Source organism: Intrasporangium sp. (assembly GCF_051961875.1).
Classification (GTDB): domain Bacteria; phylum Actinomycetota; class Actinomycetes; order Actinomycetales; family Dermatophilaceae; genus Intrasporangium_A.
The window spans coordinates 17,084-42,468 of record NZ_JBQCCV010000263.1 but is presented as its reverse complement, the minus strand read 5'-3'; the positions used below and the strand labels follow the sequence as shown (position 1 = coordinate 42,468).

At 71.6% G+C, this 25,385-nt stretch carries 25 protein-coding genes; 13 read left to right on the top strand and 12 right to left on the bottom strand.

Annotated elements, in window-relative coordinates:
- Positions 1 to 124: 124 nt before the first annotated feature.
- The gene (locus ACTHJJ_RS16280) at positions 125 to 1,501 is read right to left on the bottom strand and encodes an FAD-binding oxidoreductase (protein ID WP_440303991.1); all 1,377 of its coding nucleotides are present in this window, start codon (positions 1,499 to 1,501) and stop codon (positions 125 to 127) included.
- A gap of 121 nt (positions 1,502 to 1,622) precedes the next feature.
- The gene (locus ACTHJJ_RS16275) at positions 1,623 to 2,456 is read right to left on the bottom strand and encodes a UbiA family prenyltransferase (RefSeq protein WP_440303990.1); all 834 of its coding nucleotides are present in this window, start codon (positions 2,454 to 2,456) and stop codon (positions 1,623 to 1,625) included.
- A 200-nt stretch (positions 2,457 to 2,656) separates the two neighbouring features.
- On the opposite strand from ACTHJJ_RS16275, the gene ACTHJJ_RS16270 reads away from it, so the two are divergent.
- From ACTHJJ_RS16270 to ACTHJJ_RS16260, 3 genes are read left to right on the top strand one after another with little or no spacing between them, the layout of a single operon-like run.
- Entirely contained in the window at positions 2,657 to 3,715 is a 1,059-nt protein-coding gene (locus tag ACTHJJ_RS16270) for a type III polyketide synthase (RefSeq protein ID WP_440303989.1), read from the top strand.
- A 3-nt stretch (positions 3,716 to 3,718) separates the two neighbouring features.
- On the top strand, positions 3,719 to 4,240 hold the full coding sequence (locus ACTHJJ_RS16265; protein ID WP_440303988.1) for an isoprenylcysteine carboxyl methyltransferase family protein: 522 nt from the start codon (positions 3,719 to 3,721) through the stop codon (positions 4,238 to 4,240).
- Complete coding sequence (locus ACTHJJ_RS16260) at positions 4,237 to 5,316, top strand: NAD(P)/FAD-dependent oxidoreductase (protein ID WP_440303987.1); 1,080 nt, start codon at positions 4,237 to 4,239, stop codon at positions 5,314 to 5,316. The genes ACTHJJ_RS16265 and ACTHJJ_RS16260 overlap by 4 nt, the downstream gene beginning before the upstream one ends.
- Before the next feature lie 27 nt (positions 5,317 to 5,343).
- Here ACTHJJ_RS16260 and ACTHJJ_RS16255 read toward each other — a convergent pair whose 3' ends face one another.
- Positions 5,344 to 5,862 (bottom strand): Hsp20/alpha crystallin family protein, encoded by a 519-nt coding sequence (locus ACTHJJ_RS16255; RefSeq protein ID WP_440303986.1) that lies wholly within the window; start codon positions 5,860 to 5,862, stop codon positions 5,344 to 5,346.
- A gap of 252 nt (positions 5,863 to 6,114) precedes the next feature.
- Between ACTHJJ_RS16255 and ACTHJJ_RS16250 the strand changes: the two genes are divergently transcribed.
- The 3 genes from ACTHJJ_RS16250 (at position 6,115) to ACTHJJ_RS16240 (ending at position 8,533) form a co-directional block, all read left to right on the top strand.
- On the top strand, positions 6,115 to 6,801 hold the full coding sequence (locus tag ACTHJJ_RS16250) for a DedA family protein (RefSeq protein WP_440303985.1): 687 nt from the start codon (positions 6,115 to 6,117) through the stop codon (positions 6,799 to 6,801).
- A gap of 74 nt (positions 6,802 to 6,875) precedes the next feature.
- Positions 6,876 to 7,715 (top strand): hypothetical protein, encoded by an 840-nt coding sequence (locus ACTHJJ_RS16245; protein WP_440303984.1) that lies wholly within the window; start codon positions 6,876 to 6,878, stop codon positions 7,713 to 7,715.
- 68 nt (positions 7,716 to 7,783) lie between these two features.
- Positions 7,784 to 8,533, top strand: a complete 750-nt coding sequence (locus tag ACTHJJ_RS16240) for a DUF4118 domain-containing protein (RefSeq protein ID WP_440303983.1) — start codon at positions 7,784 to 7,786, stop codon at positions 8,531 to 8,533.
- Between the two features lie 131 nt (positions 8,534 to 8,664).
- Here the strand turns inward: ACTHJJ_RS16240 and ACTHJJ_RS16235 are convergent, their stop codons facing one another.
- Entirely contained in the window at positions 8,665 to 9,462 is a 798-nt protein-coding gene (locus ACTHJJ_RS16235) for a deoxyribonuclease IV (RefSeq protein ID WP_440303982.1), read from the bottom strand.
- A 394-nt stretch (positions 9,463 to 9,856) separates the two neighbouring features.
- On the opposite strand from ACTHJJ_RS16235, the gene ACTHJJ_RS16230 reads away from it, so the two are divergent.
- Both ACTHJJ_RS16230 and ACTHJJ_RS16225 read left to right on the top strand, forming a co-directional pair.
- Complete coding sequence (locus ACTHJJ_RS16230; RefSeq protein ID WP_440303981.1) at positions 9,857 to 10,681, top strand: hypothetical protein; 825 nt, start codon at positions 9,857 to 9,859, stop codon at positions 10,679 to 10,681.
- A 290-nt stretch (positions 10,682 to 10,971) separates the two neighbouring features.
- Positions 10,972 to 11,487: a DUF4395 domain-containing protein gene (locus ACTHJJ_RS16225; protein ID WP_440303980.1), complete on the top strand. Its 516-nt coding sequence runs from the start codon at positions 10,972 to 10,974 to the stop codon at positions 11,485 to 11,487.
- Between the two features lie 110 nt (positions 11,488 to 11,597).
- On the opposite strand, the gene ACTHJJ_RS16220 is transcribed toward ACTHJJ_RS16225, so the two are convergent.
- The 4 genes from ACTHJJ_RS16220 to ACTHJJ_RS16205 all read right to left on the bottom strand — a co-directional run bounded on the left by ACTHJJ_RS16220 (position 11,598) and on the right by ACTHJJ_RS16205 (position 17,710).
- Positions 11,598 to 12,170 (bottom strand): dihydrofolate reductase family protein, encoded by a 573-nt coding sequence (locus ACTHJJ_RS16220; RefSeq protein ID WP_440303979.1) that lies wholly within the window; start codon positions 12,168 to 12,170, stop codon positions 11,598 to 11,600.
- A 280-nt stretch (positions 12,171 to 12,450) separates the two neighbouring features.
- Positions 12,451 to 14,994, bottom strand: coding sequence for an ABC transporter permease (locus ACTHJJ_RS16215; RefSeq protein ID WP_440303978.1), 2,544 nt, complete (start codon positions 14,992 to 14,994; stop codon positions 12,451 to 12,453).
- A gap of 2 nt (positions 14,995 to 14,996) precedes the next feature.
- Positions 14,997 to 15,785, bottom strand: a complete 789-nt coding sequence (locus ACTHJJ_RS16210; RefSeq protein WP_440303977.1) for an ABC transporter ATP-binding protein — start codon at positions 15,783 to 15,785, stop codon at positions 14,997 to 14,999.
- A 269-nt stretch (positions 15,786 to 16,054) separates the two neighbouring features.
- A complete protein-coding gene (locus ACTHJJ_RS16205) occupies positions 16,055 to 17,710 on the bottom strand; it encodes an LLM class flavin-dependent oxidoreductase (RefSeq protein WP_440303976.1) in 1,656 nt (551 codons plus the stop codon).
- A 173-nt stretch (positions 17,711 to 17,883) separates the two neighbouring features.
- Here ACTHJJ_RS16205 and ACTHJJ_RS16200 point away from each other — a divergent pair, with 173 nt between their 5' ends.
- Both ACTHJJ_RS16200 and ACTHJJ_RS16195 read left to right on the top strand, forming a co-directional pair.
- Positions 17,884 to 19,173: an ATP-grasp domain-containing protein gene (locus ACTHJJ_RS16200; protein WP_440303975.1), complete on the top strand. Its 1,290-nt coding sequence runs from the start codon at positions 17,884 to 17,886 to the stop codon at positions 19,171 to 19,173.
- A gap of 119 nt (positions 19,174 to 19,292) precedes the next feature.
- Positions 19,293 to 19,862: a type 1 glutamine amidotransferase domain-containing protein gene (locus ACTHJJ_RS16195; protein ID WP_440303974.1), complete on the top strand. Its 570-nt coding sequence runs from the start codon at positions 19,293 to 19,295 to the stop codon at positions 19,860 to 19,862.
- Between the two features lie 169 nt (positions 19,863 to 20,031).
- Here the strand turns inward: ACTHJJ_RS16195 and ACTHJJ_RS16190 are convergent, their stop codons facing one another.
- Positions 20,032 to 20,679 (bottom strand): DUF1345 domain-containing protein, encoded by a 648-nt coding sequence (locus ACTHJJ_RS16190; RefSeq protein ID WP_440303973.1) that lies wholly within the window; start codon positions 20,677 to 20,679, stop codon positions 20,032 to 20,034.
- Between the two features lie 35 nt (positions 20,680 to 20,714).
- Here ACTHJJ_RS16190 and ACTHJJ_RS16185 point away from each other — a divergent pair, with 35 nt between their 5' ends.
- The 3 genes from ACTHJJ_RS16185 to ACTHJJ_RS16175 are packed head-to-tail and all read left to right on the top strand — an operon-like array spanning position 20,715 to position 23,132.
- Complete coding sequence (locus ACTHJJ_RS16185; protein WP_440303972.1) at positions 20,715 to 21,638, top strand: diacylglycerol/lipid kinase family protein; 924 nt, start codon at positions 20,715 to 20,717, stop codon at positions 21,636 to 21,638.
- Position 21,639: 1 nt separating this feature from the next.
- Positions 21,640 to 22,437, top strand: coding sequence for a phosphatase PAP2 family protein (locus ACTHJJ_RS16180; RefSeq protein WP_440303971.1), 798 nt, complete (start codon positions 21,640 to 21,642; stop codon positions 22,435 to 22,437).
- A complete protein-coding gene (locus tag ACTHJJ_RS16175; RefSeq protein ID WP_440303970.1) occupies positions 22,434 to 23,132 on the top strand; it encodes a phosphatase PAP2 family protein in 699 nt (232 codons plus the stop codon). The genes ACTHJJ_RS16180 and ACTHJJ_RS16175 overlap by 4 nt, the downstream gene beginning before the upstream one ends.
- A gap of 25 nt (positions 23,133 to 23,157) precedes the next feature.
- Here ACTHJJ_RS16175 and ACTHJJ_RS16170 read toward each other — a convergent pair whose 3' ends face one another.
- From ACTHJJ_RS16170 to ACTHJJ_RS16160, 3 genes are read right to left on the bottom strand one after another with little or no spacing between them, the layout of a single operon-like run.
- Complete coding sequence (locus ACTHJJ_RS16170; RefSeq protein ID WP_440303969.1) at positions 23,158 to 23,940, bottom strand: DUF1206 domain-containing protein; 783 nt, start codon at positions 23,938 to 23,940, stop codon at positions 23,158 to 23,160.
- Between the two features lie 53 nt (positions 23,941 to 23,993).
- On the bottom strand, positions 23,994 to 24,821 hold the full coding sequence (locus tag ACTHJJ_RS16165) for an acyl-CoA thioester hydrolase/BAAT C-terminal domain-containing protein (protein ID WP_440303968.1): 828 nt from the start codon (positions 24,819 to 24,821) through the stop codon (positions 23,994 to 23,996).
- A complete protein-coding gene (locus ACTHJJ_RS16160; protein WP_440303967.1) occupies positions 24,808 to 25,326 on the bottom strand; it encodes a DUF2231 domain-containing protein in 519 nt (172 codons plus the stop codon). The genes ACTHJJ_RS16165 and ACTHJJ_RS16160 overlap by 14 nt, the downstream gene beginning before the upstream one ends.
- Positions 25,327 to 25,385 lie beyond the last annotated feature (59 nt).

The following is a 25,385-nucleotide window of genomic DNA, read 5'->3' as shown; positions in this document are numbered from 1 at the left end:
AGGTGGAAGGGGCCGCCAAGTACGAGGCCACCCCCCGCGGCTTACTCCCCCGTTGTTGCATCTCGGGTTGTGTTATTCCGGGGGCCACCGCGGCCACCGGAATACCTCGAATCAGGGAGAACTGTCAGTCGAGCTTGTGGTTCGCGACCATGACCCCGTCCGGGTCGTAGGCCGACCGCACGGCACGGAGCAGGTTGAGCTGGTCCTCGTCGAACGCCGTGCCCGCGGCCACCCGGGACTCGGCGAAGTTGAGGTAGTTGCGGCCCGTCGACCACGGCTGCAGCGCGTCCACGAGGCCGTGCGTGGCGGTGTGGCTCGCCGCCGCGAGCTCCGGCGTCGCCGCGATGCCCGCCGACATGAAGGCGTAGTCGCCCTCGATGTGGCTCAGCGCACCGGCGCCGGTGGCGGGTCGGCCGACCGCGCCGCCGAGCTGACGCAGCTCGGCCATGATGAGGCCACTCTGCGGGCCGACGCTCGCCCGCTCGACGAAGGTCTCGATGCCGGCCTCGCCTAGGCGGCCCAGGATCGTCGACGTGCCGACGGCCGGTGTCGGGCCCTCGGGGTCCATGTGGAGGCGGGCCAGTGCCGGGGCCGGCATCCGACCGAACGTGTCCATCTCGGGACGCATCGCCCGGAGCGTGCGGATGACGTCAGCGCCATACTCGTCGGTGCCGAGCACCGCGCCGTCGATGACGGCGAGCGATCGGCCACGGAGCGGCTCGGGGATCTCCGGCAGCGGCGGGACGTTGAGGATCCGGAACGAGGTCGAGACCTCGTCGGGTGCCTCGGCCGCCCACTCCTCGAAGCCGCGCAGCACGTCGTGAGCCTGCGTGACGTCCCAGACGAGCCATCCGGCATATGCGCTCTGGATCGGGTGGAGGCGGAACTCGAGGGCCGTGACGACGCCGAAGTTTCCACCACCGCCGCGGAGGGCCCAGAACAGGTCACCGTTCTCGTGCTCGTCCGCCCGGACGAGGTCTCCGTCCGGCGTCACCATGACGACCGCGGTGAGGTTGTTGCTCTGCAGGCCGAGCTTCCTTGCGTACCAACCGAGTCCGCCGCCGAGGGAGTAGCCGGCGACGCCCACGTCGGGCGAGCTGCCGTGCAGTGCGGCGAGTCCGTGCTCGGCGGCGGCCGTGACGACCGGGTCCCAGATCGAGCCGGCCCCGACGCGCGCGATCCCGAGCCCAGGGTCGATGGTGATGTCGTCGAGCCCACCCGTGCGGATGATCATGACGTCGCTGAGGTCCTGCTCGGCGAGCGGGCCGGCGTTGTGACCGGTCGACTGCGGGGCGATGCGCAAGCCGGCGCGACGGGCGGAGCGGACGGCGGCGGCGACATCGCGCGCGGTCCTCGGCTCGGCGACTGCGGCGGGCCGCTGGTCGACGGCGACGTTCCAGGGCATGCGGGCCGCGTCGTAGCCGGGGTGGCCGGCGACGTGGACGGTTCCGCTCCCGGCCGTGAGGCTGGTGGTCGGTCCGGTGGTGGTGTCGATGGACATGGATGTATCTCCTTGAAGGGTTGCTTGCCTCCCCAGAGAGACGCGATCGCCGGTCCTGATACACCGTTCGGTGGTGCTGTCCCCAGCCGCCGGACACACTCACCCGACAGGTGAGGGCGATTCAGGAGGAAACGGGCGGCACGAGGACGATGGCCAGCACGTCGATCCCGGCCATCGCCATCGCGGTGAGGAAGGGCAGGCGTCCACGGCTGCGCATCGCCACCGCCGCCAGGACGACGGAGACCGCGAGCACCACACAGCCCGGCCAGCCCATCGAGCCGGAGCCACCCGGACGCAGCACTACCATCACTGTCGCCACGAGCAGGACGGCGGGCGCGACCACGTGGACGACGTCCGGACCCAGCCGGTGTGGCAGCCCGATGACACCCGTGACGAGGTCGCCCTCGAGATCGGGCAGGGTGTTGAGCAGGTGGGCACCGATCCCGAGCACGGCACCGGCGGCCATCACCCAGAAGGGAGGCAGGGCGCGCGAGGGGAGGGCGAGCCAGACGGTCGCCGGCAGCGCGGCGAAGGCAACGGCATATGGGACGGGCGACCACACGGTGGACTTGGCCCAGAAGTTGTAGAGCCAGCCGGCGCCCACCCCGAAGACCACGTGGGCGATGGCGGCCGGTATGCCGCAGGCGAGGGACAGGGCGACGCAGGCGACGAGGGCGGCCACGGTCGCGGACCAGACGGCCGGCACCGCCCACGGGTCCTGGACGAGCGGCTTGTCCTTGCGCTCGGTGATCCGGTCCCGCCCGGCGTCGTAGGCGTCGTTCGACCAGCCGATCGACAGCTGCCCCGTGAAGACGGCCGCGGTGACGAGGACGCCCGTGCCCCATGTGTGCCCGGCCGCCACGGCGAGGAGTGCCGTCATGGTCGTCACCCCCACCGTCGGGGGCAGGTGGCACGCCAGGGCGAGCACCCGGGCGGTGGCGAGGACGCGCGGCACCTCGCGATCGTAGGCCGGTCTCATCCACGGGTGCCCGCTCGACGGCCACCGAGTGACCGCTCGACCGCCAACGAGTGCCCGGTCGACCGCGCGCTAGTGGCCGGTCGACTGCCAGAAAGTGACCGGTCGGTGGGGCTTGCGGTCCCATCGGACGCGAAGTGGGTAGAGGTCAGGGCGTGACTTCGGCATATCGTGAACCGATGAGCCACCTCGCCGGCGTCGTCGGTGTGCTGCCGGAGCATCGGCACACGCAGGCCCACGTGACCCGAACCGTCGCCGACATGCTCGGTCTCGAGGGCGCGGACCGGGAGGCGCTCGAGCGGTTCCACCGCAACGCCGGCGTCAGCGAGCGCTACCTCGTCATGCCCATCGAGCGCTACGCCGGGCTGGGGGACTTCGGTGAGCGCAACGACATCTTCCTCACCGAGGCGACGGTGCTCGGGGAACGGGCGGTCAAGCAGGCCCTGGCCGTGGCGGAGGTCGAGCCGGGCGACGTCGACGTCCTCGTCACGACGACGATCACCGGCCTCGCGGTGCCCTCCCTCGACGCTCGCCTCGTCGGGCCGCTCGGGCTGCGCGACGACGTGAAGCGCGTGCCCATCGTGGGACTCGGGTGCGTCGCCGGAGCCGCGGGCATCGCCCGGGCCCACGACCACCTCGTCGGACACCGCGATGACGTCGTCGTGCTGCTCGCCATCGAGTTGTGCAGCCTCACCGTCCAGCAGCAGGACCTCTCGACTCCGAACCTCGTCGCGAGCGGCCTCTTCGCCGACGGTGCCGGAGCCGTCGTCCTGACCGGCGCCAACCGCCCACCGGCCCATCCGAGCCCGCGGGTGCTCGCGTCCCGCAGCCGCCTCTACCCGGACACCGAACGGGCCATGGGCTGGGACGTGCGCGGCACCGGGATGCAGATCGTCCTCGGCGCCGAGGTGCCCGACCTCGTGCGCGAGAACGTCCGCGGCGACACGGACCGCTTCCTCGCCGACCACGGCCTCACCCGCCGGGACATCGGCTGGTGGGTCGCGCACCCCGGCGGCCCGAAGGTGCTCGACGCCCTCGCCGAGGCGCTCGAGATCCCCGCCGACGCCCTCGGGGTGACGTGGCGCTCGCTCGACCGCGTCGGCAACCTCTCCTCCGCCTCTGTCCTGCACGTCCTCGCCGACACCCTCACCGACCGCCCGCCCGAGCCCGGCTCCCACGGCGTGCTCCTCGCAATGGGCCCGGGCTTCTGCCTCGAGCTCGTGCTGCTCGAGGCGTGAAGCATGTCGGCCTGGCTCTACACGGCCCTCGTCGCGGCCGTCGCGTTCGAGCGCCTCGCCGAGCTCGTCGTCTCGAAACGGCACGCCGCCTGGTCGCTCATGCAGGGCGGCCGCGAGTTCGGCCGGCGCCACTACGGGCCGATGGTCGTCCTCCACACCGGCCTGCTCGCCGGGGCCGTCGCCGAGGTGTGGCTCGCCCATCGCCCCTTTCTCCCGTGGCTGGGCTGGTCGATGCTCTCGCTGGTCGTCGGCAGCCAGGCCCTCCGCTGGTGGTGCATCGCGTCCCTCGGGCGCCAGTGGAACACGCGCGTCATCGTCGTCCCCGGGCTCACGCGGGTCAGCTCCGGGCCATACCGCTGGCTGCCGCACCCCAACTACGTCGCCGTCGTCGTCGAGGGCCTCGCGCTGCCGCTGGTCCACACCGCCTGGGTCACGGCCGCCACGTTCACCCTCCTCAACGCGTGGCTGCTCAGCGTGCGGATCCGCTGCGAGGACGAGGCCCTCGCTAGCCTCCAGCGGGCATGAGGGACGTGCTCGTCATCGGTGGCGGCCCCGTCGGGCTCGCCACCAGCCTGTATGCGGCTCAGCTCGGTCTCGACGTCACCGTCCTCGAGCCCCGCCTGGGTCCGCATCCCGCCACCGCCGTCATCGACAAGGCGTGCGGAGAGGGCATCATGCCGGGCGGTCTGCGAGCCTTGGCCACGGTCGGCGTCGATCCGCTCGGACTGTCGCTCAAGGGAATTCGGTATGTGGGGGTCGGGCGGAGCGTCGAGACCTCGTTCCGTGACGGCCCCGGCCGCGGGGTGCGCCGCACCGCGCTCCACCGGGCGCTGGTGGAGGCGGTCGACCGTGCCGGGGTGGAGGTCGCCCCTCTCTCGGCAGACCTCATCAGCCAAGATGGCCGCGGCGTCACCGTCGCCACCCGCCAGCAGCGCGGAGGCCGCGGGACGACCCTTCGCGCCCGCTACGTCGTCGCGGCGGACGGGCTCCACTCGCCGACCCGGCGCGCCCTCGGCCTCGAGGTGCCGGCCCGCCCAAGGGCAAGGGCACGGCACGGCCTCCGTCGGCACAGCGCCATACCCCCGTGGTCCGAGCACGTCGAGGTGCATTGGTCCGATGCCGGGGAGGCCTACGTCACCCCGGTGTCGGCCGGCGTCGTCGGCGTCGCGGTCCTCACCGACCGCAGGGCCCCGTTCGACGAGCTGCTCCGGTCCTTCCCCGTACTGTGTGAACGCCTTGACGGAGCACCATCCGCGAGTCGCGTCATGGGGGCAGGGCCGTTCCGGCAGAAGGCGATTCGCCGGGTCGCCGACCGGGTCCTGCTCGTCGGGGACGCGTCCGGCTACATCGACGCGCTGACCGGCGAGGGGATTGCGGTCGGCGTGGCCCAGGCCCGCGAGGCGGTGCGGGCGGTCGCGGCCGGCGACCCGGCGGCGTACGAGGCCGCGTGGCGCCGCGTGACGTGGCGCAGCGCGGCCCTGACGCAGGTGCTCGTCCAGGCGACCCGTGCCCGCTGGGGCCGGCGGCTCATCGTGCCCACCGCCGAGCGCCTGCCGGGCCTCTTCCGGTGGGCCGTCGACGAGCTCGCCGGACCGCTGTAGCCGCGGCACCGCCCCCTGATCGGCCGATCAGGGCGAGGACGTCTCGCCCTGGACGGTCTGCGCGCCGGCGCTGCCTGACCCGGCCCCGGACGTGCTGCCCGAGCTACCGGACGTGCCGGTGCCCTCGACGGCGGGACTCGAGCCGGTTCCGCCGTGCGAGACGTTGATCTTGCGCGGCTTCGCCTCCTCGGCGACGGGGATCGTCAGGGTGAGCACGCCGTCGCGGTAGTCGGCGCTGATCTTGTCGAGTGCCAGACCGCGCCCCAGGGTGAGCTGGCGGGCGTAGGTGCCGACCATCCGTTCGCGGGAGACCCACGTGGCATCCTCGGTGTGCTCGTCCTGGTGCCGTTCGGCGCGCACCGTGAGGGTCCGGTCGTCGACATCGATGTCGATCGAGCCTGGGTCGACGCCGGGCAGGTCCATCCGGACGGTGAACGTGTCACCGGACCGGTAGAGGTCCATCGGCATCGCCGTCCCCCGCGCGCCCTCCGAGAACATCCGGTCGAAGCGCCGGAAGGACTCGAACGGGTCGTACATGTTGGACATCTCTCTCCTCCGGGATCGGGACCGGCGGGACGTGCTCGCCGGTCAGGTGGATGGGGCGAGGACGGCCGGCCAGGCGCTCGCGGCTGAACGCCAGGCGACGACCGCCCTCGGCATCCTGTCTACCCACCCCCGGCCCCGCCTTTCGTGGCGCGGTCCGGTCTTCAGGGACGGCGCGTGCCGATGCCGGTTCGTGAGCCCTCGGGCATGCGCCGCAGACAGGTCCGGGTCAGGCGCGCTGGGTACCGTGGGGAGATGCCCTTCCTGGACAACCTGGTGCACGACATCCTCGGACTGCCGGCTTGGCTCGTCTACCTCGTGGTGGGAGTGCTCGTCTTCTTGGAGGACGCGATCTTCGTCGGCTTCATCCTGCCGGGCGAGACCGTCGCGATCCTCGGCGGCGTGGCCGCCTCGCTCGGGCACGTCCACTACACCGCGATCCTCGCGATCGTCATCGTCGGGGCCATCCTCGGTGACACGGTCGGCTTCGAGATCGGCAAGCATTTCGGGCCCCGCGTCATGGCGCTCCGGCCACTGCGTCGGCACCGGTCGCGTCTGGGGAAGGCACAGGACCTGCTGGCCCGGCGGGGTGGCGTGGCCGTCTTCCTCGGCCGGTGGACCGCCTTCTTCCGTGCCGTGATGCCGGCCCTCGCCGGGATGTCGGGCATGCGATACCCGACGTTCCTCGTGTGGAACGCGGCGGGCGGCATCGCCTGGGGCGCGACCGTCGTCACGATCGGCTACGTGGCCGGCAACTCCTACGCCCGGGTCGAGAAGTGGCTGGGCCGGGGCGTCGCCGCGATCGTCGCGCTCGTGATCATCGTCGGCCTGGTCGTCTGGTCGGTCCGGCGCCGTCGTAACGAGGCTCGCGAGGACCGCACGGCCACGAGCGCCGGCCCCGCAGAGAGCGTGGCAGGCGACCGGGATGCGAAGGGCAGCTGACCGCCCCTTCGGCTGAGCGGCATACCGCTGCTCGTCGATGAGCGGATGTCCTGGCCCTGTGCCACCCTTCCCGCATGGACGCCGTGAAGACCTACCGCTACCTCCGGGTCGCGATGATCGGCATGGTCGTCCTGCTCGGCGCCGCCCTGCTCCACGAGTGGTGGGTGACGGGGTGGCGGTGCCTCCAGCCGTCCGTGAGCGCCTACTACTACACGCCGGTGCGCGGTGCCCTCGTGGGCGCGCTCGTCGCGGTCGGCGTCTGCCTCGTCGTCATCAAGGGCAACACGGACTGGGAGGACATCCTGCTCAACCTCGGCGGGGGAGCGGCACCGCTCATCGCGCTCGTGCCGACGCCCGAGCCGGGCCCCTGCCGCTCCGTGCCGGTCGAGGTCGGCGACACCCCCGCCAATGTCGCGAACAACGTCTTCGCCCTGCTCGTCCTCGGCCTCACCGGCATCCTCGTCACGATCGTGGTCGCGCGCCGAGCCCTGCGTCCGGGACAGCGGCTCCAGCCGGCGGTGCGCTTCGGTGTCCTCGCGATGGTCGTGCTCTACGTCGCCGTCCTCATCTCCTTCTTCGCGGCGCGCTCGCTCTTCCTCGAGCGCGCCCACTACGCAGCGGCGCTCCTGCTCTTCGCCTGCATGGTCGCCGTCGTGACGATCAACGCGTGGGCGTATGGGCACCAACACGCGCAGGGTGCCCTCCCGACGCCCTCCGACTACGCCAACCGGTATGCCGCTGTCGCCGTCGTCATGGTCGGCTCGCTCGCGCTCATGCTCGCCTGGCGTGCCCTGTTCGGCTGGGCGCACGCGCTGCTGTGGATCGAGGGGGTCCTGGTGGGGTGCTTCGCGGTGTTCTGGGCGCTGCAGACCCGCGAGCTGTGGGACCAGGGGGTGCGCGCGCCGGTGCGCTGAACCGGCTGCCGGCAGGCTCCTGCCGGCAGGCTCTCCCGCCGGGGCCGTTCGAGTGTTGCACTGGTGTCATGACGGGTGGATGGATGCGGGCCGGAGCGGGCACGGTCCGCTCGCTGGCCGTGCTGGTCCCGCTGGTCGTCGCCGCGCTCCTGGGGCTGCTGCGTGGCGACCTCGCCTCGAGCGCCGCGGCGATCGTCCTCGTGATCCCGGTCGTCGCCGCGGCAGCGACCGGCGACCGGTGGGCCGGGGTGCTGGCGGCGCTCGCCGGAGCAGTCGGGTTCGACTACTTCCTTACAGCGCCGTACCTCAGCTTCTCGATCAACCGGTCCGAGGACGTGCAGCTGGCCGTGGCGCTGCTCCTCGTCGGCCTGGCCGTCACCGAGCTCTCCCTGTGGGGACACCGGCAGAGCGCGGCGGCGGCGCGACGACAGGGGTACCTCGACGATCTTGTCCGGCTGCTCGACCTGCCCGCGGACCCGAGCGGCCACGCGCTCCCGACCGCGATCTGCACCGCCATCACGTCCGTGCTGCGGATCGACCGGGCCGAGTGGGTCGGTGGGCCGCCACCTCCGGACGAGGTGCTCGTCGACCCCGAGGGCGTCCTGCGGCGCCGGGGCCGGGTCCTCCCCGTGCAGGTGGAGGGGCTGCCGACCGACGGCTCGGTTTCGATCCCGGTGTCACGCGCGGGCCAGGTCGTGGGGCGCTTCCGGCTCGTGGCGGCGTCCCGGGCCGTGCGCCCGAGCCCGGACGAGCTGCGGGCGGCCGTGCTCCTTGCGAACTCGGTCGTGCGAGAGGTCCCGGAGGCACACGCCTCCTGACCTCCGGCCGGGCCCGGGTTCGGGTCGCGCCAGTTCAGGCGCGGCTGGATCGGGGCGGTGGTTCCGCCGGCCGGGCCAGTTCAGGCGCGGCTGGATCGGGGAGGTGGTTCGGCCCCCCGGGCCGCGCGCCTTCAGGCGACCTGGGAGCGGAGCCAATCGATGTCGGCCTTCTGGCCCTCGACGCCGCCCGGCGTCTCGCACACGACCGGCGCCCCGGCGGATCGCACGAGCGCGGCCACCTCGTCGCCGTCGAGCGTGCCGGACCCGAAGTTCGTGTGCCGGTCGGCGCCGGAGTCGAACGCGTCCCGTGAGTCGTTCGCGTGGATGAGGTCGATCCGGCCGGTAATGGCCCGGACCTGGTCGACGACGGTGGTGAGGTCGTTGCCGCCGGCGAAGGCGTGGCAGGTGTCCAGGCAGAAGCCCACGGTGTCGCCCCCCTCGGCCTGGCCGATCGCCTCCCAGAGTTGGGCGATCGCCTCGAGCCGCCGCGCCATGGCGTTGTCCCCACCGGCGGTGTTCTCGATGAGGAGCGGCACGGGCATCTCGAGGCCGTCGATGCACTTGCGCCAGTTGTCGAAGCCCTTGGCCGCGTCCTCGTCCTTGCCGAGGTGGCCGCCGTGCACGATCACGCCCTTGGCGCCGATCTCGGCCGCCGCGTGCAGGTGCTGCTGGAGCAGCTTGCGGCCCGGGATGCGGATCCGGTTGTTGAGGCTCGCGACGTTGATCGGGTAGGGCGCGTGCACGTAGAGGTCGACACCCGCCGCCTCCGCGTCCGACTTCAGGGCCTCGGCCCCGCCGGCGTAGCGGATGACCGGCCCCTTGTAGCTCTGTGGGTCGCCGAGGAAGAACTGCGAGAGGGTCGCGCCCCGCGCCTTGGCCTCGGCGATGGGGTCCTCCTGGTCGACGTGCGCTCCGATGTGCAGGGCCATGACGACAGCCTAGGGTCCTCCGCAGACACCTGGGTCGGCGGCGTGGCGCCGGCGGCGGAGCTCTTCGGTGGGTGGTGAGGCTGTCGCCATAGCCCTCGTGCATGTGCGCAGGGGCTAGACCCAGCAGGCGTTCGCGGTCGTCGTCGAGCGAGGCCTGCCGGACCTCCCGGTGCTGTTGGATCATGCGCCGCACGTTCTTCTCGTCGTGGATGTAGGACCGCGTCATCCGGGGCCTTCGGTTCCCGCGCCCGGGTCCTGGACCGCTTCCTCAACCTCTACTGACTGTCGGTGGATCGGATCGGACCCAGATCGATTAGTGCCGCTGGTGCGGCCAGAAGTCGGGTTTTCGGGGTACGGGGGCTCGCACATCCGAATCACGAGTGGAGGGCACGCCATGAGCGAGCAGCCGGGGGACCAGAGAGCGAAGCTCTTCAAGGTCGGGGAGGAAGAGGTGCGAATCGAGGGCGACGAGGCCGGGACCGAGGCCGGAACCGAAACGGGAGGCGCCGGTGTGTCTGGTCCTGTTGTCACGGTGGTGGGTGAACCGGTGCGCGGAGCCGGCGAATCGGGCGCCGGTGCCGTGGACGACAGCGAGGCGGACGTCAACCTTGGTGGCGACACTAGCCCCCGCCCCGTGACCATCAGGCCCGAGGTCGCGACCAGTGCGGACGCCGCCACCACCCCCGACAGCGGGAATGTCGAGGCGGGCTCGGGCGAGGCAGACATGACCACCAGGGCGGAGAGCCCTCAGAGCCGGGATGTCGGCGCTTGGGAAACGGAAGCCGACAAGAGCACGGCCGGCTCGAGCGATGGCATCGACGACGAAGACGTGGGCGCCGGCCCCGACGGCGGACGAGTCCGCCTCGGCGAGGAAACCTCGAGCTCGATCAAGTACTCGCAGGAAATCACCTCCCCCGAGGACGAGCCGGAGCGGGAGGGTCGCAGCTTGGCCACGAGCCACCATGAGGTCATCAAGCAGTGGGCCGAGGAACGCGGTGGAACCCCCGCGACCGTGCAGGGCACCGAGCACGGCGACCACCTGGGAGTGCTCCGGTTGGATTTCAGCGGTGACAACGAGAACCTTCGTCACGTCAGCTGGGAAGAGTGGTTCGACACCTTTGACGCTCGCCGACTGAACTTCATTTACCAGGAGCAGCGGCGCGATGGGAGGCAGTCGAACTTCTTTCGGCTCGAGAGTCCCGATCGAGAGGATGGCTGACGTCACGTGATGGGCCAAGGACCTGCGAAGGACCGCATCGACGGACGCGCGGAACTTCTGCCGGAGGAAGCCGCCGCAGGCAGCGACGACCCTGAGGCGCAGGCCAGCGCGATCCTCGCCGAGTCAGATGAGCGCACGGAGCACCCTGAGGCTACGAGACGCGAGTCGACTCAGACGCCGGACGAGGCTTGACGGCTGCGGGACCGCTTCCGCGACCTCAACGGCGAGTCAGTGGATCGGATCGTGGACCGGGTCGATAAGTGCCGATTATGAGTTGAATAATGGAGTGCATGTCCTCCTTGCGCTTCCCTCCGGTCGTCGACGAGGTCAGCGTCCGGCTGATCGCGGCGGTGGTCCTCGGCATCGGCATCATCGCGCTGGCCACGCAGCAGTGGTGGCTCTACGCCGTCCTCGCGGTGGACTTCGTGATGCGGGCAGCCATCGGGCCGGGATGGAGCCCGGTCGCCCGACTTGTGCAGCGCTGGGTGCGCCCCGCGGTGCGGGTCGGCCCGGTCCGGGTGCCGGGTGCGCCCAAGCGCTTCGCTGCGGCCATCGGCGCGGTCATGACGAGCGCGGCGACCGTCCTCTGGCTCGTCCAGATTGGCACCGGCTCCAGCGGTGCGCTCGTCGCCCTCGTCTCGATCGCAGGCGTCATGGTCGTCTTCCCCGCGCTGGAGGCCGTGCTCGGGCTCTGTGTCGGATGCAAGCTGTTCGCCGTGCTCATGCGCGTCGGCCTCGTGCCCGAGACGGTCTGCCTCGAGTGCGCGGACATCACCCGACGCCAGCGGGCCGTCCCTGTTCTCTGACGTCAACGGACGAGAGGCCGTCGCCTTCGCGGCGGCCCGCTCAGCCTGCCGGTCGTGCGAACCGTGGTGCCCGCAGTTGAGGCTGCGGGCGCGCCGTCATGCCACCGCGCTCAGTGGAGAACGTCGAGGACCTGCTTCTGGACGCCGTTGTCGTAGAGCTGGTGCTCGACGACCCGCAGTCGCTGCGCGCGGATGTCGGCGTCGCTGAACAGTGGTTTGCCGGCGCCGAGCAGCACGGGGAACACCAGCAGGTGATAGCGATCGATCAGGCCGGCCTCCTGCAACGCCCGGTTGAGCGTGGCGCTCCCGTGCACGAGCAGCGGGTCACCGTCCGTCTCCTTGAGCTTGGCGACCTCGTCGACCGAGCGGAGGATGGTCGTCTCGCCCCAGTCATCGACGAGGACGTCCTCGTCCAGAGTCGTGGAGACGACGTACTTGGGCAGGGTCTTGTAGCGGGCGAACTCCGCCATCCCAGGCCACACCGGCGCAAACAACTGGTAGCTCCTGCGCCCCAGCAGCAGGGCGCCCGCCTCCTCCTGCTCGCGGCCCTTGAGCTCGTAGGCGTCGGGCAGGAAGTCGACGGTCTTGAAGGTCCACTGAGTGTCGTGCAGCCCCGGGTCGCCGCCGGTCGGGTCGAGCTTCCCGTCGAGCGAGACGAACGAGGTGGAGATCAGGGTGCGCATGGCGCTCTCCTCGTAGGTGGTGGTGGTCGCGTCTGCAGCTTCCCTGCCGCCGGCCGGGAAGGCGCTCCTAATGCCACGAGCAGTTGCGCTCACCGTGGCACGGGGCGCGGACCATCGCAACCGTTTGTGGCCTTCTGTCGGGTGCGTTCGAGGCGGTACTACCGCCTGCTTGTCACTGCAGAACGCGTGGTCAGAGGTCGAGGCCGAGGTCGACGTGGTTCGAGGTATCCCGCTGGTCGAATCGGCCAGCGGAATACCTCGAACCGGGTGGGGCTGGGTGTCAGTCCGTCGTGATCGCGCGGAGCACGTCGAGCCGGGCGGCGCGACGGCCGGGCCACAGCGCCGCGAGCACCCCCACGACGCCGGCGAGAGCGACGAAGACGGCGAGCTGGCCGGCCGGGATGGCGAGCACGTCGATCCCGTCCCCCGCGAGCGCCCGCTGCAGCGCCCACCCGCCGACGAGGCCGAGGCCCACGCCGAGCACCGCACCGAGCAGGGCGATGGCGACCGACTCGAGCCGGAGCATCGTGCGCAGCTGGCGCCGGCTGAGCCCGACCGCCCGGAGCAGCCCGATCTCGCGGGTGCGCTCGATGACGGACAGCGCCAGGGTGTTGACGATGCCGAGCACCGCGATGACGACCGCGAGCCCGAGGAGGGCGTAGATCAGGGCGAGCATCTGGTCAATCGGCCCACGCTGCTCCGCGGCGAAGGCCGCCTGGTCCTTGACCGTCACGGTCGGCAGGTCGGCGACGACCTTGTCGAGGCCGGCCTCGACCGCGGCGCGATCCGCGCCCGGTGCCGTGAGGACGAACGCCATGCTGTCCTGCTCGGGGACGCCGGCCTTGGTCGCCGTGTCGAGCCCCAGGAGGACGGGCAGGTTGATCGCCTTGAGGTTCTGGTAGACCGCAGCCACCGTGTAGGCGTCCTTCTGCCCGGCGACGGCGAGGTCGACCTTCGAGCCGACCGCGACGTCGTGCTCGGCCGCGAACTTGTCGTCGACCGCGATGGCCCGGCCCGTCAGACCCGCGAGCGAGCCCTCCGTGACGTTGACCGGGACAACCCGCTGGAAGGACTGCGGGTCGATGGCCGCGCCACCGGTGCGGTCCCCGTCGATCTGCATGCCGACGATCCGGATGGGGCTGACCGCCTCGACCCCGGCCACCTGCTCCACCTCACGGGTGACGGCGGCCGAGAAGGGCTGGCCGATCGCGTTCGAGACGACGAAGTCGGCGGCGAAGCTCGCGTTGATCGCCTTGTCGACGCTCGCCTTCGCGGAGGCGCCGAAGACGGACATCATCGACACGAGGGTGAGCCCGATCATGAGTGCCGACGCGGTTGCCGCGGTCCGGCGCGGGTTGCGGACGGCGTTCTGCTCGGCCATGTGCCCGACCGCCCCGAAGAGCCGCCGGTAGACGGCCCCGGTCGCGGCGATGAGGGGGCGACCCGCGAGGGGGCTCGTCATCGCGACGCCGAGGACGAGGGCGAAGACGCCGAGCCCGACGAACCAGGCGGGCTTCTCGACACTCGTGAACCCGCCGACGCCGACACCGGTGAGGCCCGCGGCCACGAGCACCGCGCCCATGGCCACGCGCCAGCGCATCGTGCCCTCAGGCATCGCGATGTCGTCGCGCATGGCGGCGACCGGCGGCATCTTGCCCGCCCGGCGCGCGGGCAGGTAGGCCGCGACCATCGTCACGGCCAGCCCGACGGCATACGCGGCGATGGCGGTCGAGGGCTGGAAGACGAGCGCCGACTCGGACAGGTCGAGGCCGAGCGTCGCGAAGAGCGCGCGGATGCCGACGGCGAGGCCGAACCCGAGGGCGAGGCCCAGGGTGGAGCCGACGAGGCCGACGACGAACGCCTCGAAGAGGACCGACCGGGTCACCTGGCGGCGGCCGGCGCCGAGCGCCCGGAGCAGCGCCAGCTCGCGGCTGCGCTGGGCGACGAGGATCGAGAAGGTGTTGATGATGAGGAACGACCCGACGAACAGGGCGATCCCGGCGAAGATCAGCAGGAAGGTGCTGATGAACGACAGCGCCTCGTTGATACTCGTCTTCTGCTCCTCGGCGAGCTTCGCGCCGGTGACCGACTCGTAGCCGGCGGGCAGCGCCTTCCGGACCGACTTCGCGAGCTCGTCGGGGCTGACGCCGTCCTTGGCGGTGACAGTGACGTTGGTGTAGTCGTCCCGGCCGCCGAAGTAGAGGGCCTGCGCCGTCTTGGTGTCGAAGACGGTGATGCTCGCGCCGGCAAGCCCGCCGGAGGCGAACTTGGCGGTGCCGACGAGGGTGGCGCTGACCTTCGGCTGGGCCCCGCTCGTGACGAGGGCGACGGTGTCACCGACGGTGTAGCCGGCGCGCTGTGCGGTGGCGACGTCGAGCACGACCTCGCCGGTCCGCTCCGGCCACTGCCCGGCGGTCAGGGTCAGCGGCTGCGTGCCGGACGACGTCGGCGCCTCGTTGTGGTTGAGGCCGAGGCCGGGCGCGCCCTGGCCGCCGATGAGCTTGCCGGCCTTGGAGACGACGAAGGTGGTCTCGTCACTGACGTTGCCGTCGGCGCGAGCCGCGCCGGTCGTGCCGGCGAGCTGCTCGACGAGGTCGCCGGGGACGGTCCGGGCGGAGCCGGTGCCGTCGAACATGCCGCTCGTCGTCGTGGGGCGGACCACGACGTCACCGACCGTGTCGGTGATGCCGTCGAACGCCTTGCCGATGGTGTCGGTGAAGATGAGGGACCCGGCGACGAACGAGACGCCGAGGATGATGGCGAAGGCACTCATGAGGAGCCGCAGCTTGCGGCCCATGAGGCTCTTCCAGCTGGCGCGCAGCATCGTCAGGCACCCGCCGTCCGGCGCTCGAAGCCGAGCATCGCCTCGAGCACCCGCTCGGCGGTGGGCTCGCGCATCTCGTCGACGACCCGCCCGTCGGCGAGGAACACGACGCGGTCCGTGTGGCTCGCGGCGACGGGGTCGTGCGTGACCATGACGATCGTCTGGCCGAACTCGTCGACGCTGCGCCGCAGGAAGGCCAGCACCTCGGCGCCCGAGGCCGAGTCGAGGTTGCCGGTCGGCTCGTCGGCGAAGATGATCTCGGGCCGGCTGACGAGGGCCCGGGCGCAGGCGACGCGCTGCTGCTGGCCGCCGGAGAGCTCGCTCGGGCGGTGACCGAGGCGATCGCGCAGGCCCACCGTCTCGACGACGAGGTCGAACCACGCCTGCTCCGGCTTGCGGCCGGCGATCGAGAGCGGCAGGAGGATGTTCTCCTCCGCGCTGAGCGTGGGGATGAGGTTGAACGCCTGGAAGATGAAGCCGACCCGGTCCCGGCGCAGGGCGGTGAGGGCCTTGTCCTTGAGGCGGGTGATGTCGACGTCGCCGATGTGGACCTCGCCGGCGCTCGCCGCGTCGAGCCCGGCGGCGCAGTGCATGAGGGTGGACTTGCCGGACCCGGAGGGGCCCATGATCGCGGTGAACTCGCCCGCGGCGAGGTCGAGGTCGACGTGGTCGAGGGCGACGACCTCGGTGTCGCCGCGGCCGTAGACCTTGGTCAGGCCCACGACGTGGGCGGCGGGCTGGCGCTGCTCGGACCGCTGGGTCGGCGCGGCGAGCGAGGCAGAGCTGGACATGTGAGTGGCTCCCGTTGGAGTGCGTGAAAGAGGATCTGTCGATTGCACTCCGAACGTTAGGGATTCGCGGGATCCCCGCGCTCTCAGGTTCGCCCCTGAACGAACCCTGAGAGCACCCTGAGCAGTGCCGCCGCTAGCGTCGTTCGCCGGCGTTTGGGGTCGTTCGATGCATCCCTCGCGCTCGAGCACCCCCGCCCACGCAGGGTATGCCGCTGGGCCCGGGCCCCCCGGGAGGTCCGCTCCGCGCACAGCCGGGTGAGCCGCATACGTCAGCTGAGGCCGTGCTCCGCGAGGGGGTGGAAGAGCTCGCGCTCCTCGTAGGCGAGGTGGGACAGGAGGGTGTCGGTCAGCAGGTCGATGGTCCGCTGCAGCTCGTCGAGCGCGGCGATCCCGGCAGTCCCGTAGCCGTCCTCGCCGGCGAGCGCGACGAGCGCTTCGTCGACCTGGTCGAGGACGTCGGCGATGACGTGGTGCTCGTCCTCGAGCCGGTCGAGGACCGGCGCGAGGCTGGGGTCCGCATGGCGCAGGTGGGTGAAAACGCTGCGGTCCTCGAGGGTGTGGTGCCCGGTCACGATCCGGCAGTAGGACTGGCAGAAGGCGCCGAGCGTCCAGTTGTTCTGCCGCATCGCCATCGTGTTGATGACCGACCGGGCCCGCCCGACGGTCATCAGCCCGTCACGGACCTGGTCGACAACCTCCCGCACCCGTGCGAGCTCGGACCGCAGGGCGTCGTGGATCTCGAGCAGGTGCTGGGGGTGCGCCTGCTGCATGGCGGTGTACGTGGCGTCCGCGGGCTGGGGCGCACTCGGCCGGTCGTCCTCACGCCACGGCAGCGATGCCGACAGCCGGGTTCCGTCGTCGGGAGTCGGCTGGACGGCAAGCGGGAAGGCGCCCTCGCGGCGGCTGGGTCGAGCCTCCCGGGTGGCGGGAGCGCCCACTCGGCTGTCGGCTGCGACCCGCTCGACAGGGGCTCCAGAGGTTTCGACGGGGGCGCCCGTCGGCGTCTGCGCCGGGGTGGCCGCGCGGCGGGCCCGCTCGGCCTCGACCAGCTCGCGGGTGGCGGGCGCGACCTCGTCGGCGAACCGGCGCACGTCGTCCGGGGAGTCCGAGCCAAGAATGTAGGTGCTCATCCCGGTCTCGAGCGTGAGCTCGGCCAGCTGCTCGGCCCAGTCGCGCGCCGCCCCCTGCAGGAACCCACCGCCGCGGCCGAACCGGCCGAAGACGTTGTACATCCGCCGGATGAGCTCGGGTCCCCGGCCCGCCTGCTGCGCGGCGTCGTCGAGCCGAGCGCTGAGGTCGGGCAGGGCGGCCGGGTCGGCATACCCCTGGCTCGGCAGCCAGCCGTCCGCGTACCGCGCGGTGACCCGCAACATGCGCGGCTTGTAGGCCCCGAGCCAGATCTCGACGTCGTGCAGCGGTGCCGGCCCGGCGCGCAGGCCGGCGGTCCGGTAGTGCTCGCCCTCGACGGTCACCGACCGCGCCCCCGGCCGCTCGGGGTCCTGGCCCCAGACGCCGCGGATGACCCGGATGGCCTCGATCAGCGCGTCGACCGCCTCTCGGGGGCTGCGCCGGGGGCCGCCCGCGGCGACGATCGCATCCCAGAAGGCGCCCGTGCCCAGGCCCAGCTCGGCCCGGCCGTTGCTGAGGATGTCGAGCGTCGCGACCTGCTTGGCCAGCACGGCGGGCGGCCGCAACGGCAGGTTCGCGACGTTGGCGGCGACCCTGATCGAGCTCGTGCGGGCGGCCACGGCGGCCAGCAGGGTCGAGGTGTCCGCATGGGTCGCGTTGTACGGGTGGTCCTGGATCGTGAACAGGTCGAGCCCCGCCACGTCGGCCGCCTGCGCCAGCTCGAGCGTCTCGGCGACGCGCGCTGCCTCGGGGCTCGCGAAGACCCCGAAGAGCAGGTCCTGGCCGTAGTCCGGCATGTCGCCTCCTTGTCCACCGGCCGTCCCCGGGCCGTCCCCGGGCCGTCCTCGGGCCCCAATCTCATCACGAGTGCCGATGGCCCCAAGCGGGGGAGTGCTTGCGGTGGCAGGGGCTTGACAGTGCTGCGAGGATCGGCGCACCACCGTCCATCGACGACGACGAGGTGAGGCAGATGACGCAACCTGCGACGACGAGCGACGAGGTCCCGCAGGCACCGCCGACCCGTCACCTCGTCGGGCTGCTCCTCGGGGCTGAGGAGGACTGGCCGACCGCCTTCGAGCAGGTCCTGGGCCTCGTCGGACCGATCACGACCGACGACGGGATCACCCACGAGCTCAGCACCGAGCGGCTCACGATCGAGCCGTTCGACCTGCGCCAGCCGGTCCGCACCGGCCTCGTCATCGACCGGCTCGCCTACTGGTACTACCACCCGCGGGAGTGGCTCAAGAAGGCCGCGCTCGTCGACGGGACCTACCTGCTGAACAGCCCGTTCACGTTCCAGTCGATGGAGAAGCACAGCGCCTACTGCGCGCTCATCCGGCTCGGCCTCAAGGTGCCGACGACGGTGCTCGTGCCCTACAAGAACCCGGTCGACAACGTCCGCTGGGCCTACACGAGCGCGAAGTACAACCGGCCCTTCGACCTCAAGGCCATCGCGAACGACCTCGGCTACCCGCTCTACATGAAGCCCTTCGACGGGGGCGGCTGGCGCGGCGTCTCGCGGATCAACGACGAGGAGGAGCTGGAGCGCGCCTACGACCAGTCCGGCGAGATGCTCATGCACCTGCAGGCGACGGTCGACTACGAGCACTTCGCGCGGGCCCTGTCGATCGGCCCCGAGACGATGGTGATGGACTTCCGCCCGGACCAGCCGATGCACAACCGCTACGCGGTCTCCTACGACTTCCTCTCCCCGAAGGCCGGCAAGCAGGCCGCCGCGATCAGCCGGATCGTCAACGCCTTCTTCGGCTGGGAGTTCAACTCGGCCGAGATGCTCGTCAGGGGCGACGACGTCTATCCGATCGACTACGCCAACGCCTGCCCCGATGTCGCCATCACGTCGCTCCACTACTACTTCCCCTGGGCGATCAAGGCGCTCGTGCGGTGGTCCGTGTACTGCCTCGTGAGCGGCCGGCGCCCCCGGGTCGACCTCGAGATCCACCGTTACTTCGAGGTCGCCGACCGGGCCGACCTCACCGACGACGAGAAGCTCGACGCCTACCTCGCCCTCGCTGACGCCTACCTCGACCGGGACGCCTACATCGCCTGGTGCGCCAAGCACCTCGGCCACCTCGACGAGGCCGTCCTCGAGTGGGTGCAGTCCGACGCGTTCGACAAGATCCTCCGTGACACCGTCCAAGCCACCTATCCCGCCCACGAGCAGGACCAGTTCATGGCCCACTTCGGCGGGCTCATCTCGCTGTGGGTGGGCGATGAGAAGGCGCGCCTGGGCGCCGGCTGAGCTGGGCGGCATACGAACGCACGGGTATGCCGCCCGTCCCGCTCCCGATCGAAGGTGCATGGTCCCGCGTCGCTGGGTAGGCACCGGGGGTTCCCCCACCACGCGAGAAGGAGTGCAGCATGCCCAAGAAGATCGCCTTCCTCACCGCGAACGAAGGCGTCGAGCAGGTCGAGCTCACGGAGCCGTGGAAGGCCGTGACCGACGCGGGCCACGACGCGGTCATGATCGCGCCGGACAGCGGCACGGTGCAGATGTTCAACCACCTCGACAAGGCGGACACGAAGCAGGTCGACCAGACGGTCGGTGACGCGCGGGTCGGTGACTATGACGCGCTCGTGCTGCCCGGCGGTGTCGCGAACCCGGACGCGCTGCGTCAGGACCAGCAGGCCGTCGCGTTCGTCAAGGAGTTCGTCGCGTCCGGCAAGCCGGTGGCGGTGATCTGCCACGCGCCGTGGATGCTCGTCGAGGCCGACGTCGTCTCCGGGCGGCGGGTCGCCTCGTGGCCGAGCCTCAAGACGGACATCCGCAACGCCGGTGGCGAGTGGGTCGACGAGGCCCTCGTCCAGGACGGCAACATCACGACGAGCCGCAAGCCGGACGACCTGCCGAAGTTCTGCTCGGCCCTGCTCGAGTCCCTCCAGCACGGCTCGGCCTCGGCGCCGACGGCTGCTGCCGGCTCGGCCACCTGACCTGGCCCTGATGTGGCAGGAGTGACGGAGTGCTCACTCGACGGGGGGAGACCTCACGTCGAGTGAGCGCTCCGCCCCACCCGTAACAGCCTCCCGCGGGGCGACCGGGGGAGACCTCACGTCGAGTGAGCGCTCCGCCCCACCCGCACCACCGCCGGCACCCCTCGACTCAGCCGCCCTTCCCGGCGAAGCCGGCGATGAGGTTGATCGTGGCGGCGATGATGACCGTCCCGTAGACGTAGCCGAGGAGACATTGACCGAGCACGACCCGCCGGATCCTCGAGTCCTTCAGGTCCGCGTCGGACACCTGGTAGGCCATCCCGTTGTTGAACGAGAAGTAGGCGAAGTCGGAGAACTGCGGGTCGGCCTTCTGCTTGAAGTCGATGGGCGGGCTCAGGCTCGCGTAGTAGATGCGTGCGTAGCGCAGCAGGTAGATGGTGTGGACCAGGAGCCACCCGACGGCGATCGCCACCACTCCGATGAGGGCGTCGAGCACCTGCTCCGCCCCCTTGCTCGAGCTGCCGATGAGCAGCACGCCCACGCCGCAGAGGCCGAGCAGCCCGACGGTGATGACGATGAGGTCCGACAGGGCCGCGCCCGGGTCGTCGCCCTCGACATGGTTGCGGGTCTCGGTCGCGTCCATGTGCATGAGCGAGGCGAGGAGTGGCAGCGAGAAGGCCAGGCCGGCCACGATGAACCCGAGCAGGATGTTGGCGAGGACACCCCGTGCCGGGCCGACGTGGATCAGGGCGCAGAGCACCCCGAAGACGACCCCGACGACGAGCGCGACACCAAGCCGAATGCGGACCTTGCCCACGGTCGCAGCGTACCGGTGGACTCTAGGATCGGCTCGTGACCACGCCAGCGCCGGAGCCCCGCAGGCTCACCGTCGTCGTGAACCCGACGAAGGTCGCCGACCTCGACGAGGCCAAGCGGGTCGTCCGCGACGCCTGCATAGGTCATGGGTGGCCCGAGCCGACCTGGGTCGAGACGACCGAGACGGAGACGGGGGAGAAGCAGGCCCGTGAGGCCGCCGCTTCGGGGGCCGAGGTGGTCGCCTCGTTCGGCGGGGACGGCACGGTCCGCGCCGTGGCGAGCGGGCTGCGGGGCAGTGACGTCGCGCTCGGCCTGCTCCCCGGCGGCACGGGCAACCTGCTCGCGCGCAACCTCGGCCTGCCGGTCGACTCGCTCGAGGACGCCGTCGTCGCCCTCGTGACGGGCCTCGAGCGCCGCATCGACGTCGGTCTCGTCACCGCAGAAGACGACGCCGAGGAGGTGTTCCTCGTGATGGCGGGCCTCGGGCTCGACGGCGTCATCATGGCCGGCACGAACGAGCGGATCAAGGGCGCCATCGGCTGGCCCGCCTATGTCCTCTCGGCGGCAAAGGGACTGGCCCAGCGAGGTTTCCGGGTCCGAGTGCATGCGGAGGGACCGGCCGCCGCGGTCCGACGACACCGTGCCAGCGCCGTCGTCGTCGGCAACTGCGGCACGCTCCAGGGCGGCATTGAGCTGCTCCCCGACGCGCGCCTCGACGACGGACAGCTCGACGCCGTCGTCCTCGCGCCCACCGGGCTGACCGGCTGGGCCTCCGTCGCCGCGGACCTGCTGAGCCGGCACCGGGCCGGGCAGGGGCGCCTCTCCCGGCTCCGCGGTGCGACGGTGACGATCGAGGCCGCGCAGCGGGTCGAGGCGGAGATCGACGGGGACCCGATCGGTCCCCGTCGCCGCATGGTGCTCCGGGTCGACCCCGGAGCCCTCCTGGTGCGAGGGGCCTGACGTGGGACGCCGAGGCAACCACCCGCGGACCTCCCGACGCGACCACGCGCGGAGGGCGCCGGCGTCGGGAGCGAGGTCAGCGGCATACGGAAACCGGCTCGGCCGGGGCCGACGGATGCTCAAGGCCGTGGGCTTCGGGCTGCTCTTCGCTGTGCCGGTCACCCTCCTCGCCTTCTTCGCACGCGAGAAGTTCCTGCCGGTCATCCATCTCGACGACGCAGCCATCCGGGCCGCGACCGACCTGACGCGCGGGCACGACTGGCTGCGCACCGCCCTGCTGGTCTGGCAGGAGATGACCCAGCCGAAGTGGGTCTACATCGTGGCGACGATCGTGTGCCTCGTCGTGTGGCGGCGCTTCGGGCTGCTGACGCGGGCGGCGTGGGCCTTCGTGACGATGATGGTCGCCTGGAACCTCCAGCTCATGCTCAAGCTCGCGGTGCAGCGCGCTCGTCCGGTCGTCAGCGACCCCGTCTCCCATGCGCCGGGCTACAGCTTCCCGTCGGGGCACGTCGCGAACGCTGCGGCCGCGGGCGCGGTGCTCGTGCTGCTCCTCTGGCCCGTGCTCGGCCGGGTGGGGCGACGCGTCGCGCTCGTGGTGGCGTCGGTCATCGTGGTCGTCACGTCGCTCGACCGGGTCTACCTCGGCGTGCACTTCCCCTCCGATGTCGTGGCGGGGATCCTCTTCGGCGTGGGGCTCGCCGTGGCGTCCTACGTCGGCTATCTCGGGTGGAACCCGGCACGTCCCGACGACCCGCCGCCTCCTGAGGGCGAGGCCGGACCCGAGCGAGGCCTGTCATGAGCGACCTGTCCCTGCGTCGCTACGACGTCGATCCCTCGCCGCCGTCCGCCCGCGAGGCCCTGCGCGATGCCGCGCTCCGGGTCATCGCCCCCGCGTTCGTCCTCTTCGCGCTGATCGTCGCGATCGGCTGGCTCATCATGGCCCCGCTCGGTGGGCTGCGCAGCGAGGACGACCTCAGCCGGTCCGTGCAGCGCGGCCGGACTCCGACATGGGATGCGATCACCGCAGTCTGGTCACACATCGGCAACACCGAGATCGTGATCGGGGTCTGCGTGGTCGCGGTCGCCTTCGTGTGGTGGCGGACCCGCCAGTGGTGGTATGCCGTCGTCCCCGCGATCGCGATCTCCGTGCAGGCGACGGTCTTCGTCATCGCGACGGCGATCATCGGCCGCCCCCGTCCGAAGGCCGTGCACCTGGACCCGGCGCCGCCGACCTCGAGCTATCCGAGCGGCCACATGGGCGCGTCGACCGCGCTCTACGTGACCTTCGCCTTGATGGCGCAGCGGATCGAGCGGCCCTGGCTGCGGCGGCTGCTGACCGTCGTCTTCCTGCTCGTGCCCGTCCTCGTCGGGTACGGCCGGCTCTACCGCGGCATGCACCACCTGAGCGACATCGTGGTCGGGCTGCTCAACGGGCTCGTCTGCGCCCTCCTCGCCTGGTACTGGCTCCGGCGACGCGACCCGGGCCGGCGCTGACTCACGCCTTGGCTCGGAGGCGCCCTCAGACGTCGGCGTACCTGGCCCGGCCGAACGAGTAGATCCCGTACGCCGCGAGCCCGAGGGCGACGACGGCGAGGAGCACCTTGCCGAAGGGCGCGTCGAGCAGCGTCCGGAGGCCCTTGTCGAGGCCGCCCGCCTGCTTCGGGTCGTTGTGCACGCCAGCCAGGACGAAGAGGACACCCACGACGCCCAGCGCGACGCCCTTCGCCACGTAGCCGAAGCGGCCCGACACGATCAGCGCACGGCCGGGGTGTGACCGCAGGTCGCGGAGGAACTGGCGCGACCAACCCTTGTAGACGTGATAGATCCCGATGCCGATCACCACGAGCCCGACGACGATGACGAGGACGCCGCCGGCCGGCTTCGACATGAGCCCGGCCGTGACGTCGCTCGTCTTCCGGTCGCTCGAGGTCCCCTTGCCCGTCGCGAAGCTTAGCGCGGTCCAGGCGAGGACGAGGTAGACGATGGCCTTTGCTGCCGCCTTGACCCGGTCGCCGGCTCCCGGTCCAGCGACGACTTGGGTCAGCTGCCAGATCGCCAGCCCCACGAAGCCGGCGATCAGGACCCAGAGCAGCACGATGCCGAGAGCATTGGAGGCGAGGGCGCCGAGCGCACCGGACTGGTCGGCCTGCTTCGCGTGGGCCCCGAACGCGAGCTGGAGGGCGATCCACGCGATGAGCAGGTGCAGCACGCCCAGGACGGCGTAACCGGTCCGGGCCGCCCAGTCGAGAGCTTGGCTGTCTCCCGCCTGGCGCGCCGCCCGCTTGACGTCGGCGGTGTTCATGTCGCGAATCCTCGCACCGATTGCCGGGAGCGCGGGGGACTTCGCGCCGTGGTTCAGCCGGCGCCGAGGAGCCGAAGGACGTGCGGCCAGGCGCGCTCGCCGAGCTCGCGGTCGGCGGCCTCCGTGCCGCCCCGTGCCATCTGCATGCCGCCTGTCGCGACCGGCTCACCGGGGAGGATGACGCGATGACCCGCCTGTGGGTGCGTCACGACTGTCGTCGGCAGTCCGTATGCCGCTCTCCGCGCCTCGATCTCGCGTGCTGAGTCCGCGGCCGGCCAGAGCCGGTCGTCCTCGCCGGCGACGACGACCACCTCGGCGAAGACCTGCTCGACGGGGATCCGGGCCGCCTGGACCGCATCGGGGTAGGCGCGCAGGCTGTGCTCGTACACCGGCCGGAACTCCGGCGGGTCGGTGTCGACGGTGAAGTCGTCGTCGTAGGGGACGAACGGGACCGGGACGCCCCGCCAGGTCCACGACGACCGCTGGGGACGGATCTGCCCGTCCGTGCCGGGCCCGACGTTCGCCCAGGCCACGTGACCGGGCGCGAGCGCGACGACGCCGTCGACGCGGGGGTCGTGAGCGGCATACAGGAGGAAGGCCTCAGCGGACTTGCTCACTCCGACGAGCACGACGCGGTCGCACGTCGTGGCGAGGAGGTCGAGCGCGGGCTCGAACAGCTCGAGCGGGTACTCGCAGATGCCGGGTGGCTGACCGGCGCCGCCGAACCACTGGTAGGTGAGGGCATGGACGCCCTGAGCGGCGAGGAGGTCCGCCCGGGCGACCTCGACGCGGCCGCTCGAGCCCGACAGGACGAGCACTCCCGTCCCGCCCGGTGACGCCGGCGTCGCGAGGTACTGCCCCGGCAGCTCAGTCGTCGCCATGGGTCCCGCCGCTCGCCGGCTGGAGCGGCGCGTTCTGCTGCCAGACCGCCCGTGCGCCGCTGTCGCCGATCCGGACCACCTCCACGGCGGTGCCGGCACAGGCGATCGCGGCGAGGACCGCAACGGGGACGAACCACCGTCCCTGCCCGCGCAGACCGGCAGCCCCGTCACGGGTGCCGTGCTGCCCCCGGGAGAGCCACCAGAGGACCCATGCCGCGAGCGCGACGGCCGCGACCCAGGGCAGCAGTGTGTCGCCGAGCTGGGTATGTGCGCGGATCAGGTCGGTGCTGGGGAGCCGGTGCTCGAGCTGCTCACCGCTGTGCGTCGCGAGGGGCACGAGGAACAGGGCCACCGTCGCGAGGAGCGGGGTCGCGACGCCGGAGCGCCGTCGGACCGCGCGGGAGCAGAGCGAGGCGAGGAGCAGGAGCACCGCGAGGGGCACGATGACGACGACGGCGTGGACCACGAGGGGGTGGACGGGCAGGCCGCCGATGGTGTCCGGCACGGGAGGGCCTCCTGGGTCGGGGACGAGGTCAGGTCTGGCTCGGCGGCGCCCGAGCACGC